Annotated in this window: 14 protein-coding genes; 7 read left to right on the top strand and 7 right to left on the bottom strand. The window is 61.8% G+C overall.

Annotated features, from left to right (window positions below):
- Position 1: 1 nt before the first annotated feature.
- Genes KMZ68_RS19345 through KMZ68_RS19335 form a run of 3 tightly spaced genes read right to left on the bottom strand, consistent with a single transcriptional unit; the run spans position 2 to position 3,503 of the window.
- Positions 2-937 (bottom strand): CHAD domain-containing protein, encoded by a 936-nt coding sequence (locus KMZ68_RS19345; RefSeq protein ID WP_215612774.1) that lies wholly within the window; start codon positions 935-937, stop codon positions 2-4.
- Between the two features lie 37 nt (positions 938-974).
- Positions 975-2,507 (bottom strand): bifunctional aminoglycoside phosphotransferase/ATP-binding protein, encoded by a 1,533-nt coding sequence (locus KMZ68_RS19340; RefSeq protein WP_215612773.1) that lies wholly within the window; start codon positions 2,505-2,507, stop codon positions 975-977.
- Positions 2,508-2,519: 12 nt separating this feature from the next.
- Positions 2,520-3,503 carry a zinc-dependent alcohol dehydrogenase family protein gene (locus tag KMZ68_RS19335; RefSeq protein ID WP_215612772.1) on the bottom strand — a complete coding sequence of 328 codons (984 nt, stop codon included), beginning with the start codon at positions 3,501-3,503 and terminating at the stop codon, positions 2,520-2,522.
- 275 nt (positions 3,504-3,778) lie between these two features.
- Here KMZ68_RS19335 and KMZ68_RS19330 point away from each other — a divergent pair, with 275 nt between their 5' ends.
- On the top strand, positions 3,779-6,472 hold the full coding sequence (locus KMZ68_RS19330) for a bifunctional acetate--CoA ligase family protein/GNAT family N-acetyltransferase (protein WP_215612771.1): 2,694 nt from the start codon (positions 3,779-3,781) through the stop codon (positions 6,470-6,472).
- 64 nt (positions 6,473-6,536) lie between these two features.
- Here the strand turns inward: KMZ68_RS19330 and KMZ68_RS19325 are convergent, their stop codons facing one another.
- From KMZ68_RS19325 to KMZ68_RS19315, 3 genes are read right to left on the bottom strand one after another with little or no spacing between them, the layout of a single operon-like run.
- Entirely contained in the window at positions 6,537-6,938 is a 402-nt protein-coding gene (locus KMZ68_RS19325; protein ID WP_215612770.1) for a hypothetical protein, read from the bottom strand.
- 49 nt (positions 6,939-6,987) lie between these two features.
- Positions 6,988-7,473, bottom strand: a complete 486-nt coding sequence (locus KMZ68_RS19320; protein ID WP_215612769.1) for a phage holin family protein — start codon at positions 7,471-7,473, stop codon at positions 6,988-6,990.
- 1 nt (position 7,474) lies between these two features.
- Positions 7,475-7,750, bottom strand: coding sequence for a DUF883 family protein (locus KMZ68_RS19315; RefSeq protein WP_215612768.1), 276 nt, complete (start codon positions 7,748-7,750; stop codon positions 7,475-7,477).
- 189 nt (positions 7,751-7,939) lie between these two features.
- Between KMZ68_RS19315 and KMZ68_RS19310 the strand changes: the two genes are divergently transcribed.
- Genes KMZ68_RS19310 through KMZ68_RS19300 form a run of 3 tightly spaced genes read left to right on the top strand, consistent with a single transcriptional unit; the run spans position 7,940 to position 10,966 of the window.
- A complete protein-coding gene (locus KMZ68_RS19310; protein WP_215612767.1) occupies positions 7,940-9,076 on the top strand; it encodes an ABC transporter permease in 1,137 nt (378 codons plus the stop codon).
- 2 nt (positions 9,077-9,078) lie between these two features.
- Positions 9,079-9,858: an ABC transporter ATP-binding protein gene (locus tag KMZ68_RS19305; RefSeq protein WP_215605741.1), complete on the top strand. Its 780-nt coding sequence runs from the start codon at positions 9,079-9,081 to the stop codon at positions 9,856-9,858.
- A 4-nt stretch (positions 9,859-9,862) separates the two neighbouring features.
- Positions 9,863-10,966, top strand: a complete 1,104-nt coding sequence (locus KMZ68_RS19300; RefSeq protein ID WP_215612766.1) for an ABC-type transport auxiliary lipoprotein family protein — start codon at positions 9,863-9,865, stop codon at positions 10,964-10,966.
- A 66-nt stretch (positions 10,967-11,032) separates the two neighbouring features.
- On the opposite strand, the gene KMZ68_RS19295 is transcribed toward KMZ68_RS19300, so the two are convergent.
- Positions 11,033-11,350 (bottom strand): c-type cytochrome, encoded by a 318-nt coding sequence (locus KMZ68_RS19295; protein WP_215612765.1) that lies wholly within the window; start codon positions 11,348-11,350, stop codon positions 11,033-11,035.
- A gap of 158 nt (positions 11,351-11,508) precedes the next feature.
- On the opposite strand from KMZ68_RS19295, the gene KMZ68_RS19290 reads away from it, so the two are divergent.
- The 3 genes from KMZ68_RS19290 to KMZ68_RS19280 all read left to right on the top strand — a co-directional run bounded on the left by KMZ68_RS19290 (position 11,509) and on the right by KMZ68_RS19280 (position 16,233).
- Complete coding sequence (locus tag KMZ68_RS19290; protein WP_215612764.1) at positions 11,509-12,222, top strand: helix-turn-helix domain-containing protein; 714 nt, start codon at positions 11,509-11,511, stop codon at positions 12,220-12,222.
- A 368-nt stretch (positions 12,223-12,590) separates the two neighbouring features.
- Positions 12,591-15,797, top strand: coding sequence for an ATP-binding protein (locus KMZ68_RS19285; RefSeq protein WP_215612763.1), 3,207 nt, complete (start codon positions 12,591-12,593; stop codon positions 15,795-15,797).
- Between the two features lie 46 nt (positions 15,798-15,843).
- Entirely contained in the window at positions 15,844-16,233 is a 390-nt protein-coding gene (locus KMZ68_RS19280; RefSeq protein ID WP_215605746.1) for a hypothetical protein, read from the top strand.
- Positions 16,234-16,290 lie beyond the last annotated feature (57 nt).

The following is a 16,290-nucleotide window of genomic DNA, read 5'->3' as shown; positions in this document are numbered from 1 at the left end:
CTCACTCCAGCGCGGCCAGTTTCCGATAGGCCGCGGCCGCAGTTCGTATCAGCCGCTTTTCGCGTTTAGGGCTGAGAAACTGCAAAGGAGCCCGGACGCCGGCTTTTTCCAGATCGACCGCGAGAGAATGACCTCTCGCATCGTCGTTCAACTGCCCGAGGGCTCTTTGTGCCTTGCGCAGGTGCTTCAGCGCAGTCCGTTGCGACGAAAATTTCCGGTCCGGAAACAGGTCTTCGAAGGATTCGATAGAATAGGCCAGCTTCTTGTTCAACAGACGCAGCCGATGTCGCTTCTCCGCCTCCATTTTCGCAAGCCTGTGACTCTTCTTCAGAAGCTTCCGCTGCCACTGCGCCAGTTTGCGCAGGCTGTAGGCGGCGACCGGGGATGCGCGCTTCCGGGCGGCTTCTTTTCCTTTCCTGATCGACCAGGGTCCATGTTCGATCCAGTCGGAGGTATTCTTGACCAGACGCCGATATCTGGCTGAGACGAGCGCTCTTGCCAGAAGTCGATGGGTAGCCGCGCGCTTCGCGGTCCATGCCTGGTGAGAGGGGATGGCCTGCGGCCGCCGTCTATTGGCTGTCTTCAGCCTTTCGATTGCAACGTCGATATCTCGCATGACCCCGAGATGGGCGTTCAGCCACTTCAGATCGGCCCTTATTCGTGTCCGCCTGGAGTCGGAGACCATCGGCGAGAAGAACAGGATGGCCGTGCGCAGATGCGTCAGCGCGATACGCATCTGGTGCAGGGCTGTCGGGTCACCATTGTATGTCGCTTCACGATTTTCGGTCAAAGCGGCGAGGGAGCGGCGCGCTATAATTCGAAATGCGGTATCGCACGCCATCGCAGCATTCAGCCGCGGAACAGGATCGTGGCGCCGTCCCTGCTTAGGTGCGGCGCGGGAAGCGGCTCGACTGCCTGATTTCGGGGATGGTGGCATGGCTGTTTCGCGCTATCGGCCCTGTGCTGCCTCTCCATTAGCGGATCCGGCTTCGGCAGTGTTCCAGAGTTTGCCCGGCTGTTCCAGATGCGTCGATGACGTCCCAATCGATCGCGCCGGTGTCATATTTCTCCTGGAGTCCGGCGATCTCGGGCGTGGCGTCGGACGCATCGCGCTGGCGGCGACCGACGCGGTTTATCCGGGTCGCGAGGTCGGCTACCAGAAAGAAGCCGGCAAACCTGATATTCAGCCTGCGCGCGACATCGTGGATCGCGGCTCGCTCCGTTTCTTGAGCGAATACGGCATCCACCACGACGGAATGACCCTGCGCAAGAACCCGCGCCGCGCGTTGCACGAGGATTTCGTAAATTTGTTCGGTAATTTCCGGCCGGTATGCGCTTTCGGGCAGCCGGTCGGTCTCGTTGGCCTTGAACAGCTGCTTGCGGAGCACGTCGCTGCGCAGCACGACCGCGCCCGGGAGCGGCTTGATATCGGGCGCGAGTGCTCGCGCCAAGACGGATTTTCCGGTTCCGGACAATCCGCCGATAGCAACCAGTATTGGCGCCGGGGGATGGATGATCTGACGCGCCAGCGCGAAATAGGTCCGCGCCGAATGCATGACCTCAGCTTTGCCGTGATTGTTCCGGTCAAGACGGGCGAGCAGCACGTGGGCGCGGATAGCCGACCGCAGCGACATGAACAGGGGAAGCGCGGCGAGCGCATCGAGATTTTCGCTTGCTGCCACCCCAAGATATCGATTGAGCAGCGCGTTCGCCGCCATTTGCCGGCCGTAGCGGATGAAATCCATCATCGGAAATGCAAGATCGTAGAGCACATCGACCGAGGCGATCGTTGCATCGAACTCAATCGCATCGAACAGCACGGGCTTGCCTTCGATCAGCACGATGTTCGCCAGATGCAGGTCGCCATGGCAGCGGCGGATGTATCCCTGTTGGCCGCGCTGTTCCAATAGCCCGCGGACCCGCGCAAACGCAGCCAGAGACCGATCCCTGAGGTCATCGATATCGCCGGCGGGAAGACAGGCTGCGGTACGGAACGCCTCGGCGTTTCCCTCGATGATCGAGGGGATTGACGCGATCCAGGGCTCGGCGGCTGCGCGCGGCGCGACAACATGAGAGGCAGCGATCGCTTCCGCGATGGCGTTGACGAGTGCGGGATCCGGCGGACCGGCTTCGGCCAGATGGTCGATGGTCTGGCGTTCGTCGAAGCGCGTCATTTCGACGGCGAATTCGACCGGAGTGCCGCCACCGTCGATAGCAAGCGATCCATCGACGCCTTGCGTGATCGGAATGACGCGGCGATAGATTTGCGGCGCGAACTGGCGGTTGATTCTGATCTCCTCGTCGCAGGCGGCTTTCCGCTTCTCAAGCGTCGAATAATCCAGAAACGGAAACCGGACGGCGCGCTTGATCTTCAGTGCGCGGTCGCCTTCAAGAAAGACCGACGCCGCATGGGTATCGATCCGATGAACATGCGGGTGCGTCGCGGGATCCGTGAGCAACGCGAACACGCGCTCCTGCAAGCGGGAGTTGGAGGTTGAAGTTGTCATGCGGACCGGGCCTCAGGGTTGGAGAACTGCGGCGCCCAGGATTTGGCCTGTCCGGAGCTTGGTCAGGACGTCGTTGGCTTCAGCAAGCGGAAATGTCGTGGTCTGGGTCCGGATTCCGGCCTTGGGCGCGATCTTGAGGAAATCCAGCCCGTCCTGGCGCGTCAGATTGGCAACCGAAACCAGCTGTCGTTCCTGCCAAAGCAGATGGTAGGGAAAGCTCGGAATATCGCTCATGTGGATGCCTGCGCACACCACCCGCCCGCCCTTGCGCACCGCGCGCAGTGCCGCGGGCACCAATTGTCCGGCAGGGGCGTAGATGATGGCGGCGTCGAGTGGAGCGTCAGGGGTCTGATCCGACGGCCCGGCCCACACGGCGCCGAGCCGTCGGGCAAAATCCTGCGCCGCGATGTCGTCGGCTCGCGTGAAGGCATAGACGGAGCGGCCCTGCCAGCGCGCGATCTGGGCGACGATGTGCCCGGCCGCGCCGAATCCATAGATGCCGAGCCGCGGTGCGCTGCCAGCCATCACCAGTGACCGCCAGCCGATCAGGCCCGCGCACAACAGCGGCGCGATCGATACGTCGTCGCCGTCTTCGCCGAGCGGAAAGGCATAGCGCGCATCGGCGATGGTGTGCGTGGCGAAGCCGCCGTCACGGGTGTATCCGGTGAACTGAGGGCGGTCGCAGAGATTTTCCATGCCCTCTTTGCAGTAGCGGCAGGCGCCGCAGGTGTAGCCGAGCCAGGGGATTCCGACGCGGTCGCCGATCCGGTGCGTCGTGACATTGCGGCCGACGAGATCGACGCGGCCGACGATTTCATGACCGGGAATCACGGGATACTTGATGCCGGGAAGTTCCGCATCGACGACGTGGAGGTCGGTCCGGCAGACGCCGCAGGCGCTAACCTTGACGCGAATTTCTCCGTCGCCGGGGGCAGGGTCCGCGCGTTCCTGCACCTGCAGCGGCTTCCCCGGTGCCGACAGTACCATCGCCCGCATCTGTTTCTCCGGAACCTGCCCGACGAACGAATAGTATGCATATGGCGGCGCGGTCGCGAGCCATTGACCTCAATCAAATGAATTCAAGAGGAATCATCCTATGAATTTAACGATATTTCTGTCGCCCTGGACTAATAATCAACGACGGCGCGACCAAAACAGTCATCGCACTGCCATGTGTTGGGTTATGATGTTTCTTGAGGCGGCCCGGTCACACGCAAGAGCGCGTCAGGAATCATAACACCTAGGCCGGCGTCAGCCGGGCAAATCAACTGATGTCAACCTATCGCCTGAAGAATGTGCTTTCGCCCCGTTCGGTCGCGCTGGTCGGGGCCAGTCCGCGGCCAAGATCCGTCGGGCGGGCCATTCTCGGCAATATTCGCAAAGCGCAGTTCCAGGGTGAATTCGGGATCGTGAATCCGCGCTATGCGGAGATCGACGGCGTTCGCACGGTCGGCAGCCTCGCCAAATTGCCGTTCGTACCCGACCTCGTGGTGATTACGGCGCCGGTAACCGCGATCGCGGGGCTGATCGATGAGGCAGGAAAGCTCGGCACGGCAGGCGCGCTGATTATCACCGCCGGGCTCGGCCATGGTCCGGGCTCGCTGGCGGAGGCGGTCGAGCACGTCGCGCGCAAGTACGGAATGCGGCTGATAGGACCGAATTGTCTGGGCGTGATGATACCCGGCGTAAATCTCAATGCCAGTTTCTCCGCGCATATGCCGGGTCCGGGAAACCTGGCGCTGATCTCGCAGTCCGGTGCCATTGCCGCAGGCATGGTGGATTGGGCGGCGCAGCGCGCGGTGGGATTTTCCGGGATCGTTTCGATCGGCGACCAGCTCGACGTCGATATTGCCGACCTGCTCGATTATTTTGCGCTGGATGGCAAGACACGGGCGATCCTGCTCTATGTCGAAGCGATCAAGGACGCCAGCAAGTTCATGTCCGCGGCGCGAGCCGCTGCCAGGATCAAGCCCGTCGTGGTCGTCAAATCCGGCCGCATGGTGCAAGGCGCGAGAGCGGCTACAACTCACACCGGGGCGCTGGCCGGTTCGGACGCGGTCTACGATGCCGCCTTCCGCCGCGCCGGAATTTTGCGGGTATCCGACCTTCGCGAGTTATTCGATTGCGCCGAAACGCTGGGGCGCGTCGAATCGCCGCCGGGCAAGCGGCTGGCGATCCTGACCAATGGCGGCGGCATCGGTGTTCTCGCGGTCGATCGGCTTGTCGAACTGGGGGGAGTTCCCGCTGCCATCACCCCTGAGACCAGGCAGAAGCTCGACGCCGTGTTGCCGCCGACATGGTCCGGATCGAATCCCGTTGACATCGTGGGCGATGCCGACCCCGCGCGCTACGCAGCGGCGCTGGAAGTCTTGCTGGCCGATGCGAGCATTGATGCAATCCTGGTAATGAATGTTCAAACTGCGATCGCTTCGGCTGACGATATCGCCGCCACGGTAACCGGCTTGGTCGGCAAGTATCGTGAAAAACATCGCCGCTCGGCGAAACCGGTGCTTGCGGTTTGGGTCGGAGCGCGCCACGAGATCGGGGATCTCTTGAGCGGCGCCGGGATTCCCAACTACCCCACCGAGGATGACGCGGTGCGCGGGTTCATGCACCTCGTCAGGCATCGCGAGGTGGTGGCGGAACTGGCGCAGGTTCCGCCGGCCATGCCGAGCGAGTTCGCGCCCGATATCGAGACCGCCCGTGGGATTGTTGCCGCCGCGCTTGCCGATGGCCGCCAATGGCTCGATCCGGTCGAGGTCAAGCGGCTGCTCGAGGCTTATGAAATTCCGATGGTGCCGACATTTGCGGCCGCCGACGCCGAGCAGGCCGTCGCCTACGCTTCGGAGCTGTTCGCACAGGGCGCTACCGTGGTGCTCAAGATCATGTCGCGGGACATCGTTCACAAATCCGATGTCGGTGGCGTCGTCCTCAATCTCACGAGCCCCGAGGCGGTGCGCGAAGCCGCGGCAAGAATCCTCGCACGGGCCAGAGAGCTTCGCCCGGAAGCCCGTATATCCGGCGTCATTGTGCAGGCGATGGTGGTTCGGCAGAAGGCGCGTGAGCTCATTCTTGGCCTCGCCGACGATCCGACATTCGGCACCGTGATCGTATTCGGCCGCGGCGGAACCGCGGTCGAAATCATCAACGACAAGGCGCTGGCGCTCCCGCCGCTCGATCTGCAATTGGCCCGTGACCTGATCGATCGCACCCGCGTTTCGCGGCTGCTGCGCGCCTACCGTGATGTGCCCGCGGTCAAGCAGGACGCCGTCGCGCTGGTTCTGGTCAAGCTGGCGCAGATGGCGGCGGACATTCCCGACATCCGCGAACTCGACATCAATCCACTGCTGGCGGATGAAGCCGGCGTGCTGGCCGTCGATGCGCGCGTCGCCATCGGGACGGTGGCGCGCAAGTTCAAGGGGTCAGGCCCCGGCAATTTTGCGGTGCGGGCCTATCCCTCGCAATGGCAGCGGCACATCGAGGCCAAGGACGGCTGGCGGGTGTTCGTGCGTCCGATCCGCCCCGAGGACGAGCCGTTGATCCACGAATTCCTGCGGCATGTCACCAGCCATGATCTGCGGTTGCGATTCTTTGCGCCGATGAAGGAGTTCACTCACGAGTTCATCGCGCGACTGACCCAGCTCGATTATGCCCGTGCAATGGCCTTTGTCGCGGTCGACGAAACCACCAACGAGGTGCTCGGCGTCGTTCGAATTCACTCGGATTCAGTCTACGAAAGCGGCGAATATGCGATCCTGCTGCGGTCCGATCTCAAGGGCAGGGGACTCGGCTGGGGATTGATGCAACTGATCATCGAATACGCGAAATCGGAAGGGCTCAAGGTGATCGCAGGCGATGTCCTTCAGGAAAACATCGTGATGCTGGAGATGTGCCGGAATCTCGGATTTGAAATAAAGGGCGACCCGCATGAGCATGGCATTTGCAACGTCAAGCTGAAGCTTTGAGCTGGTACCTCTCATTTCGGGGCGCGTCGAAGACGCGAGCCCGGAGTGGCTGGAGGTGTTAGGTCTACAGGTGCGACACCGATACGACCCGGTAGGTGTGCATTTTGTCGCCCTCGTTGATCGAGACATACTCGCCCGACACGAACCGTTCGTCCGCGAAGTGAAATCCCAGCGAATCCGGCTTGTTGGATTCGTAGTGCAGCACCCAGCCGCCGTCCTGACGATGAACGAGATGACCGTGGTCGTTCTCCTCGCCCGGCCGCAATCGCGTGATTCGGCATGCCTCGCGATTCGTTCGCCAGAGAGCCGGATCGATCTTGTCGTTGGAGTCGAGCGGAGCGACGATGACATAGGCGAAACTGGCGTCGCCTTCGGGATGACCAGGTTCGCGGGCAAGCTCGATACGGATCTGCCGGAACTGGGCTGGTAGGGACGTATTCAGGATCGGCTTGGGACTCTTTGACATAAGTGGGTAGCTCCTGGTTGACGATCTGGGGCCAGTCTTGGCCTCGCGATTATTTCTGCTCTGCCGCGGGAGCCGCGGCTGGAGCCGCCGGCTTTTTCAGACTTTTGATGATGATCGTGATAAGCGGCACGATCAGCAACGGCAAGACGCTGTTGAGCGGATGGTGGATCATCCCCGACACCTGCGATTGCATTGCTCTCGCCTCAAGCTGCAAGGCATCGACCGATGATCCATGGATTTCATTGGCGAGTTCCAGTTCGCGGCCGGACGGTGGCCTTCCCGAGATGACGAACAGGATTGCGGCAATCAGGAAATTGACCCCACCGAGGATGGCCGCGGCGGAAATAGCGCTCCAGATCTGCACCAGCGCGAAATAGGCCGACAGCTCCAGCATCAGCAGGCCGAAGGCCGCGATCAGCGCCGCAAACGCCCGTAAGCCCAGGCTAACCAGCATATGCCGCAGCCGGATATCGGCGATAATCCTGTCGGTGCGCCAGAGCACCCGCAGGTTTTTCACGATATTCTCTGTGTTCACGTTAATGCCTCCTCAGCATGAAGCCGATGACGACACCGAGCGCGAATGCGGAGGCCAGCGACGTGATCGGGCGCTCCGAGACGAGCTTCTCGACGTGATCTTCCTGCTCGCTCAGGGTCTCGCCGAGTTCATTCAGCGCCGCCTTGATCTGATCGGCGAGAGCTTCGGCGCGGTTCTTGGAGGTGTCGAAGATTCCTTCGCTTGTGGTATTGAGGAGCCGCGACACGTCACCCTTGAGCGCCAGTAGCTCATCTCTCAGCTCGGTCGAATCGAACATCCGTCTTGCCTTTGTTGCATAATCCGTTGGAAATTCTATGTGAGCCCGTGCCGGGGCTATTGATTTGCGTCAACAGCCCCGGAATCAGCCATGGCTGTCTTGAGGCAGGTCAATTGCTGTGCCGCGTCAGGCCTTAGGAATTGCGGGTCTCGGGAAAGCAAGTGCTTCGATTGAGGAGGAATAAGGATCTTGGCGACCCCACCTCTGCTAACGGCCGTGCCATCAGGCGATGTGCTTGAGTTGCATCCAGGCGGTTCCTGGACCGCGGCCAATGTGACGACCCTCGAGGCACTCTCCGACTCGGTCGCGGCCCAGCTCGACCGCTCCAAGGCCGTCAAGGTGGATATGGCCGGGGTACGCGAGCTCGATACGCTCGGGGCCTGGCTGATCGAAAAGATGTCCCGGCGCGCGACCGCGGCTGGTCATCGTATGGAGGTGGTCGGCGTTGCTGAGAATTATGCGGGGCTGATCGAAGAGGTCCGCCAGGTCAATCGCAGCAACCCTGCGCCGCTGCCTGCGCAAAACCCCGTCGTAGCCAAAGTGAACGAGATCGGCCGCTCCGCGGTCGGCGCGACGGAAGATATCAGCATATTCCTGCAGATGCTGGGTTCGCTTTTTCTGGCCCTCGTCGGCGTGCTGCGCAGGCCGAGGTCGCTGCGGCTAACTTCGTTTGTCTATCAATTATACCGGGTTGGCTGGCAGGCGATTCCGATTATGGCGCTGATCACCTTCCTGATCGGCGCTATCATCGCGCAGCAGGGCTTCTTTCATTTCCGCAAGTTCGGTGCCGATTCCTACGTTGTCGACATGGTCGGCATATTGGTGTTGCGCGAATTGGGCGTGTTGATTGTCGCAATCATGGTCGCCGGCCGCTCGGGGAGCGCCTACACTGCCGAACTCGGTTCGATGAAGATGCGGGAGGAAATCGACGCGCTGTCGACCATGGGCCTCGACCCCGTCGAGGTGCTGATCCTGCCCCGCATTCTTGCGCTGGTTTGCGCGCTGCCGATCCTGAGCTTTATTGGGTCCATGGCCGCGCTCTATGGCGGCGGTCTGGTGGCGCAATTCTACGGTGACATGGGCCCGGCGATCTACATCGCCCGCCTGCATGACGCCGTTTCCGTGACCAGTTTCAAAGTCGGCATCATCAAAGCGCCGTTCATGGCGCTGGCGATCGGGATCGTCGCCTGCAGCGAGGGCTTGCGAGTGAAGGGAAGCGCCGAGTCGCTCGGCAAGCAGACCACGACCTCGGTGGTGAAGTCGATCTTTCTGGTGATCGTGCTCGACGGGCTGTTTGCGGTCTTCTTCGCATCGATCGGAATGTAACGATGCAGCAAACGGCTCCTCAGTTCGCGATACGCGTCCGCGACCTTGTGGTCGGCTTCGGCAAGCAGGTCGTGATCGACCACTTGTCGCTTGACGTTCGCCGGGGCGAGATCCTCGGCCTGGTCGGCGCTTCCGGCGGTGGCAAGACGGTTTTGATGCGAACCATCATCGGGCTGATTCAGCGGCGAAGCGGAGAGATTGAGGTGATGGGGGCCCCAATCGGTGCAACCCAGGATCGCGTCACCCAAAGTGCGGCGGGCAAATGGGGCATTCTGTTCCAGCAGGGCGCTCTGTTTTCATCGCTCACTGTGCGGCAGAACATCCAGTTTCCGCTGCGCGAAAATCTGGTGCTGTCGCAGACGCTGATGGACGAGATCGCCATAGCAAAACTCGAAATGGTCGGGCTGTTGCCGGAGGATGGCGACAAGTTTCCTGCGCAATTGTCCGGCGGCATGACCAAACGTGTGGCGCTGGCCCGTGCGCTGGCGCTCGATCCCGCGATCGTGTTTCTCGACGAGCCGACCTCGGGTCTGGATCCGATTGCGGCGGGCGATTTCGACGCCCTGATCAAGACCCTGCAGAAAACGCTCGGGCTGACGGTGTTCATGGTCACCCATGACCTCGCCAGCCTGAACACGGTCTGTGATCGCGTGGCGGCGCTGGCGGACGGCAAGATCGTCGCCATCGGGCCGATGCGCGAACTGCTTCAATCCGAGCATCCCTGGGTGAGAGCCTATTTTCACGGCAAGCGTTCCCAGATGCTGCAACCCAAAGCGAGTTAGAGAGATGGAAACCCGCGCTCCCTTCGTCGTTGTCGGCGCCTTCGTGCTGGCGACCATCTTCGCCGTGTTCGGCTTCGTGTACTGGCTCCACAACACCGGCGGGCTCGGCCCGCGCGCGACCTATCATGTCCAGTTCGACGGCTCGGTGCCGGGATTGCTGATAGGCGCCGGCGTGCTGTTCAACGGCATCCGCGTCGGCGAGGTGACCGATCTCGGTCTCGCGCCGGACAATCCGCGCCGCGTCAATGCGACGATCTCGGTTGCGTCGACCACGCCGGTGCGATCCGACACCAAGGTCGGCCTGGAATTCCAGGGCCTGACCGGCGTGCCCGTCATTGCACTGGAAGGCGGCACGCTGCTGGCGAATTCCGGCCCGGTGCCGACGTTGATTGCCGAAGCCGGCGCGGGCCAGAGCATGACCCAGGCTGCCCGCGACGCGTTGCGCAAGGTGGATTCGGTGTTGACTGAAAATTCGGAGCCACTCAAGAAGACCATCGCCAATATGCAGACGTTTACCGATGGGCTGGCGCGCAACACCGGCAAACTGGACGGCATCATCGCCGGTCTCGAAAAGCTGACCGGTGGCGGCACGCCGGTGCAGAAGATCACCTACGATCTGCGGGCCCCGCAAGATCTCGGACCGGCAGGCAAGACCCTCAAGGGCCAATTGGCGATCCCGGAACCGACTGCGGTCGCGATGCTCGAGACCCAGCGCATGCTGTTCTCGCCGGCCAAGGAATATCCGGGGTTTGCGGATGTGCTGTGGGCCGACAGCATCCCCAAACTGCTGCAGGCCAGATTGATCGAGAGTTTTGAAAATTATGATATCGCGCATGCCCCGTTGCGCACCTCGGATATCGGGCAGGCTGATTTTCAGCTCCTGATTGATGTCCGGCGTTTCCGGATAGCAGTCGATGCAGGTCCGGCTGCCGAGATCGGATTGTCGGCGCGGATCGTCGACAAGAACGGAAAGGTGATCGCGTCGCGGCTGTTCGAGGAAGGCCAGAAGTTCGACAAGCTCGAGCCGCCGGCGGCCTCCGCCGCCTTCAGCGATGCGTTCGGTCGCATTGCGAAGGATATCGTCGCCTGGACCGTACAGGCGCTGTAGTTGCGGGATTCAGGAGAGCGCGAGTTCGAAGGGCCGGTGAGACTTTGCTGTGGGTATCTGCCGGCATTATTCGAGCGTCTTCAGGAATGACAGAAGGTCATTGATCTGGTCAGGCTCGAGCTGAAATTGCGGCATGGTCGGATGGCCGGTAACGATGCCCTCGGCAAGGGCCTCGGCGAGGGTTTCGATCGGGTACCGATTGTGCAGCGTGCGGAATGGTGGGGCGATCTTCAGCGGGCTCGAGGTCGTCCGGTCGATGGAATGGCAGCGCGCGCAATTGGTGAGGGCGAATGCCCTGCCGCGCTGCTCGGCAGGCGAGGCGGCCAAGGCCGGTCCGGTCAGCATAAGCACGGCCAGGACTTGGCACAGGGTAAGTCGCAGCATTCCCGATCAATCTCTTCCAAAGAAGGCAGGTCTTTGATAATGCAGCAAAACCGGTCGTCTTTGATCTGCATCAACCGCCAAATGGGCGATCCGTTAAGATGCAACCGACCTGCAGGGCTGGCCGCTACGGTTGCAGCCCGCCCGTCTCGGAGTGGTGCATGAAGATTTCCCTGGTTGCAGGCGAGCCGAGCGGGCAAGTCTGCACCGATTGCGCGATACGCCAGTTCAGCCTCTGCGCCGCGCTTGACAAGGCCGAATTGCGGGAATTGGAGCATCTGGGTCGCCATATCCATTTCGCATCCTGCGAGACCGTGTTCGCTCAGGAGGAGATGACGACGTCGTTCTACAATCTGATGGAAGGCGTCATGCGCCTCTACAAGCTGCTGCCTGATGGCCGCCGGCAGATCGTGGGTTTTTCCTTGCCCGGCGATTTTCTGGGGCTGGCGGCTTCCGCGCGGCACAGCCTGTCGGCGGACGCGATCGGCGCGGTTACGGTTTGCCGGTTTTCCAAAGTCCCCTTTGCACGATTCATCGAGGACAAGCCCCATCTCCTGCGCCGCATCAATGAATTGGCGGTTCGCGAACTGAGCCAGGCCCAGGACCACATGGTGCTGCTCGGCCGCCGTTCGGCCGAAGAAAAAGTTGCGACCTTCCTGATCGGCTGGCGCGACCGCCTGGTTCAGCTCAACGGGCCGTCAACGACAGTGGCGCTGCCGATGAGCCGTCAGGATATCGCGGATTTCCTTGGCCTGACTATTGAAACGGTGAGCCGGACCTTTACCAAGCTCGAACGCGATCGTGTGATCGGAATCATGCCGGGAAGCGTGAGCCTGCTGGATCCGGCACGCGCTGAGGCCATGGCCGCGGCCTGAGAGATATCTTATGCGCCCCTGCGAGGTGTCTGGCGAAGTTGATCCGCATCAACGGATAAAACTGCGCGCAATAGCCGGCTTGTAGATGTCCTCCTGTGCCGTGGCCGAGCCCCGTGCGGTGTGCTGCCCGGAAAGTTCATGGTGAGGTCCGATCCGATTGCCGCACCTTCTGGATGTGTTCAATGTAGGCAGCTACCACAGGGGCAACCGCACTCCGCTAAAATTGTCGCCCGATCGTTCTCATCCCGACAACTGCCACCCAGCGCTTGGCTTGCTCGCGCCCGCCCCATCCGCGATAAACGGATGCAAATGCTTGTTCCGCCATGATCTTTCGCTAATCTAAATCGGGTGGACGGAGGAAGACCAGGGTGTCCTGCCAAGTGTGTTTTTCTACCCTGAAGGCTGGCGACCTGTATTGCTCGTCCTGTGGAGCGGTCGTCCCCGACCATCCTCCGAAGCCCGCGGAAGTTCGCGGCCGGATCACCGGCGAGCGGAAATACCTCACTGTGCTCTGCGCCGATCTGCAGCGATCCACCGATTTGATCTCGGAACTGGACCCCGAGGCGGCCATATCGCGGCTTGAGCCGGCGCTGATCGCCATGCGCACCGCGGTGCGCCGCAACCGCGGAATCGTGAGCAAGGAGGGCGGCGACGGGCTGATCGCGCTATTCGGCGCTCCGCACGCCGATGACAATCACGCCGTGATGGCTTGCCACGCGGCTGTCGAACTGGTTCGCCGGGTCAAGCTGCTGAACGATCCGGCATTGCAGGTCCGGGTCGGCGTCCATTCCGGCTATGTGGTCGCCCATGTCATCGAGGCCGACTTCTCCTCGATCTATGAAGCGGGCGGTCCGGCGGTCCATCTGGTCAAGCGACTCGAGAGCGCCGCGCAGGCCGGACAAATCCTGGTCTCGGAATCCTGCCAGAGCCTGGCCGCGGGCCTGGTGACATTCAATGCGTTGCCTCCGAAACGGCTGGAGGGGTTCTCCGCGCCGGTTCCCTGTTACGAACTCGCCGAGATCAGCGGGCTTACCCGTTGGCGGGCCCGCTCGACCAAGGGGCTTTCCTCCTTCGTCGGCCGCAAGGAAGAGACTTCCCTGCTTGAGCGGGCAGCGCGGGAGACCGGTTCGTCCGGGCAGATCATCGCGCTGGTGGGCACGGCGGGCATCGGAAAATCCCGGATGGCCCACGAATTCGTCAGCGCGTTGCGGGAGAAGAACTGGCAGGTCCTCGAAGCGGAAGGCAGCCCGCTGGAGCAGGCGGTGCCATATGCATTGCTGAAGAAGCTGCTGCAGAGCGCGCTGCAGGTAGGCAACCTCACGCCTGCCAATCTGGCTGCCCTCGCCGAAGGGCAGGGACTTGCCCATTCCGACCTGTGGCCCGCGGCCCTCGGCTCCGTTCTCGACCAGCCCATCACCGACTCCCGCTGGCACGATCTCGAACCGCTGTTGCGGCGGCGCGCAATCATCGATGCCGCACGCCATGCGATCGAACAGGTGGTCTCGGCGCGGCCGACGACCCTGCTCCTGGAGGATCTGCACTGGATCGACGGCCAAAGCGAAACTGCCATCGAGGCCATGATGTCGCTGACGGCGAACCATCCGCTGCTGGTGTTGCTGACCTGGCGGACGGAGGATACGCCGGGATGGCTGGCCCGGCTGGACGTTCGCAGGATCTGGCTGCGGTCGCTCGATGTCCCCTCGGCGAACGCGCTGCTCGACGACCTTCTCGGTACCGCGGAGCACCTCGACGATCTCAAGGCGCACATCCTTCGCCACACCGGCCAGGTTCCGCTCTTTATCGAAGAGGTCGCACGGCAGCTCATCAATCGCGGAGTCCTCAACGCCGATCCCGGCCGATTTGCCGCCAATGCGCCGTGGGACGCGCTGGAGATTCCCCCGACCGTCCAAGGGGTCATTGCGTCCCGAATCGATCGCCTGCCGAAAGAGGACAAGGCCCTTCTCCAGCTCGCTTCCGTCGGCGGTCCGCACATCTCACCTCCCTTGATGGCGGCGGTGACCGGGATGCCCGCCGCACAGTTGCAAAGCCGGCTTTGGTCGCTGGAGATTCTGGACTTCCTGGTCGAGTCGCGTTGGCTCGCCGCCCCGGAATACGAATTCGCGCACGACCTCATTCGCGAAGTTGCCTACGATTCCATCCTCCGCCCGCAACGCGAGGAGCTGCACCGGCGGATACTGGCGGCACTGGAGGCTACTACCCTCGGTCACCAGGAGGATGTGGCCGAAGCGCTTTGTCATCACGCAGTCAAGGCGCAGGATTGGGTCAAGGCCGACAAGTACGGGTACATGGCAGCGAAGAAGGCCTTGGCCAGATCGGCGTTCCGGGATGCAACGGAATATTTCCAGATTGCGATGGACGCGGTCGACAAGCAGGCGGCCTCGACGGCGCGTGAGCAGCGCGCGATCGATCTGCGCATCGAGGCCCGGATGGCATTTTCGCCGTTTGGAAAAACGTCGGAATGGCTTGATCTGTGTCGCGACGCGGAAGCGCGCTCCGAGAAGATCGGCGATGAGTCGCGACGGCTTGCTTCGATCGCCGTGAGGGCAGCGGCGCTGAATTTCTATGGAACACCCTATGAAGCGATCGCGGCCGGGGAGGAAGCTGTGGCCTTGGCCAATCGGCTGGCAGATGCGACCTGGCTGGGGTTTGCCGAGTACGGCCTCGGTCAGGCCTATTTCCTCGCCGGCCGATATCGGGATGCGGAAGGGGTCTTGAATCAGGCGAGCGAGCGATTTGCGAATGCGCCCGGAAACGTCCCGCCAGGGACAACGGGATCGAGCCTTCTCGTGCTCTGTCATATGATGAAAGCGATCATCCATGCATCGATCGGCGAGTTCGATCCATCCCAGGAGTGCTCGAGGCAGGCAAGCAGCCTCGCCGAAAAGAGCGGCCTGTCATATGACATGATTGCTGCCGACTACGGCCGCGGCCTGTCGCAGCTGGTGCTCGGTAACCTCGATGAGGCGGAGGGTGCGCTCGATGAAGCCGCGTTCCTTTCGCGCGAGAACGAAGTCCGGCTGTTCTTGCCTCTTGTGTTGTGCGGACTTGGAAACCTCTATCTGCAGCGCGGGCGCGTAAAGGAGGCAAGAGATATCCTGCTTGAAGCGAGGAACGAGGCTGAGGCGCTCGGTCATTCGTCCAGTACCCTGCTGGCGTCGACCTATCTGGCTTCCGCGTATGCGCAGCTTGGAGATATTCCCCGCGGATTGGAGGTCGCGCGTGCCTGCCATGCGGGGGCGAAGCAGAAGGGCTACCAGGGGATCGAAGCCTTGGCTCTCCTTGCCGAAGCGGTCATTCTGTCCCTTCAAGGAGTATCCGTCTCGGCCGAGGCGATCGCACAATTGGAGCGCACGATTGAAATCGCCTCCAGGCTCGGGACCAGACCCCTGCTGGGATTGGCGAAGGGAACGTTGGCGCGTCTGCTGGCAGCCGCGGGCCGGAAGTCCGAGGCCAGGGATGAACTTGGGCAGGCGATCGAGCTTTTTGCCAGGTCGAAAATGACTATCCAACTGGAACGTGCTAAGGCAGCACTCTCCAGGTTCTCGAATTCATGACGATCGCCATCGCGGCACATATCGCCGCCTACCAGTGGAGTGAGACATGTCCGGACTTGTCTATGGTGGAAGATTTGAGCAGATGATGAATGAATTTTGCAGCCCCGCAAACATTGCTGCGACGGCAGCGAAATTCGCGGCGCTGGAAAAGCAGTACGGAACCTATACGTTCGGAAAATTCGTGAAATACTTCCTGCCCAGGCCGGCGGAATTTGCCAGCTGGGATAACGATGCAGGCGGGATATCCGAGCCGGTCCGCAACCGTCTTACCGAAATCATTTCAACCAATCTCAAAGCAGCATCGCCCCTGCCGATGTTGCTGAAGGTCGGCGACAACGTCGATGCTACCCACGACCTGATCGTCAAGACGTTTGCCCATAACGGTTACATCTACATTGGTCTCCACATGCTCTGTCCCAATCCGGAGCTGAAGTGATTGGGAGGCTCATGGGGTTGCCGGAGGCCAGGATTGGCACGTCTCCGGCACCTGCTC

The sequence above is a fragment of the Bradyrhizobium sediminis genome (assembly GCF_018736105.1).
GTDB lineage: Bacteria > Pseudomonadota > Alphaproteobacteria > Rhizobiales > Xanthobacteraceae > Bradyrhizobium.
This window is presented reverse-complemented; position numbering and strand designations above follow the sequence as displayed.

Excerpts from the sequence above, each read along its gene's own strand:
- KMZ68_RS19345 (WP_215612774.1), bottom strand. The coding sequence starts at position 937 with ATGCCACCATCCCCGAAATCAGGCAGTCGAGCCGCTTCCCGCGCCGCA.
- KMZ68_RS19340 (WP_215612773.1), bottom strand. The coding sequence starts at position 2,507 with ATGACAACTTCAACCTCCAACTCCCGCTTGCAGGAGCGCGTGTTCGCG.
- KMZ68_RS19335 (WP_215612772.1), bottom strand. The coding sequence starts at position 3,503 with ATGCGGGCGATGGTACTGTCGGCACCGGGGAAGCCGCTGCAGGTGCAG.
- KMZ68_RS19330 (WP_215612771.1), top strand. The coding sequence starts at position 3,779 with ATGTCAACCTATCGCCTGAAGAATGTGCTTTCGCCCCGTTCGGTCGCG.
- KMZ68_RS19325 (WP_215612770.1), bottom strand. The coding sequence starts at position 6,938 with ATGTCAAAGAGTCCCAAGCCGATCCTGAATACGTCCCTACCAGCCCAG.
- KMZ68_RS19315 (WP_215612768.1), bottom strand. The coding sequence starts at position 7,750 with ATGTTCGATTCGACCGAGCTGAGAGATGAGCTACTGGCGCTCAAGGGT.
- KMZ68_RS19305 (WP_215605741.1), top strand. The coding sequence starts at position 9,079 with ATGCAGCAAACGGCTCCTCAGTTCGCGATACGCGTCCGCGACCTTGTG.
- KMZ68_RS19300 (WP_215612766.1), top strand. The coding sequence starts at position 9,863 with ATGGAAACCCGCGCTCCCTTCGTCGTTGTCGGCGCCTTCGTGCTGGCG.
- KMZ68_RS19295 (WP_215612765.1), bottom strand. The coding sequence starts at position 11,350 with ATGCTGCGACTTACCCTGTGCCAAGTCCTGGCCGTGCTTATGCTGACC.
- KMZ68_RS19290 (WP_215612764.1), top strand. The coding sequence starts at position 11,509 with ATGAAGATTTCCCTGGTTGCAGGCGAGCCGAGCGGGCAAGTCTGCACC.
- KMZ68_RS19280 (WP_215605746.1), top strand. The coding sequence starts at position 15,844 with ATGTCCGGACTTGTCTATGGTGGAAGATTTGAGCAGATGATGAATGAA.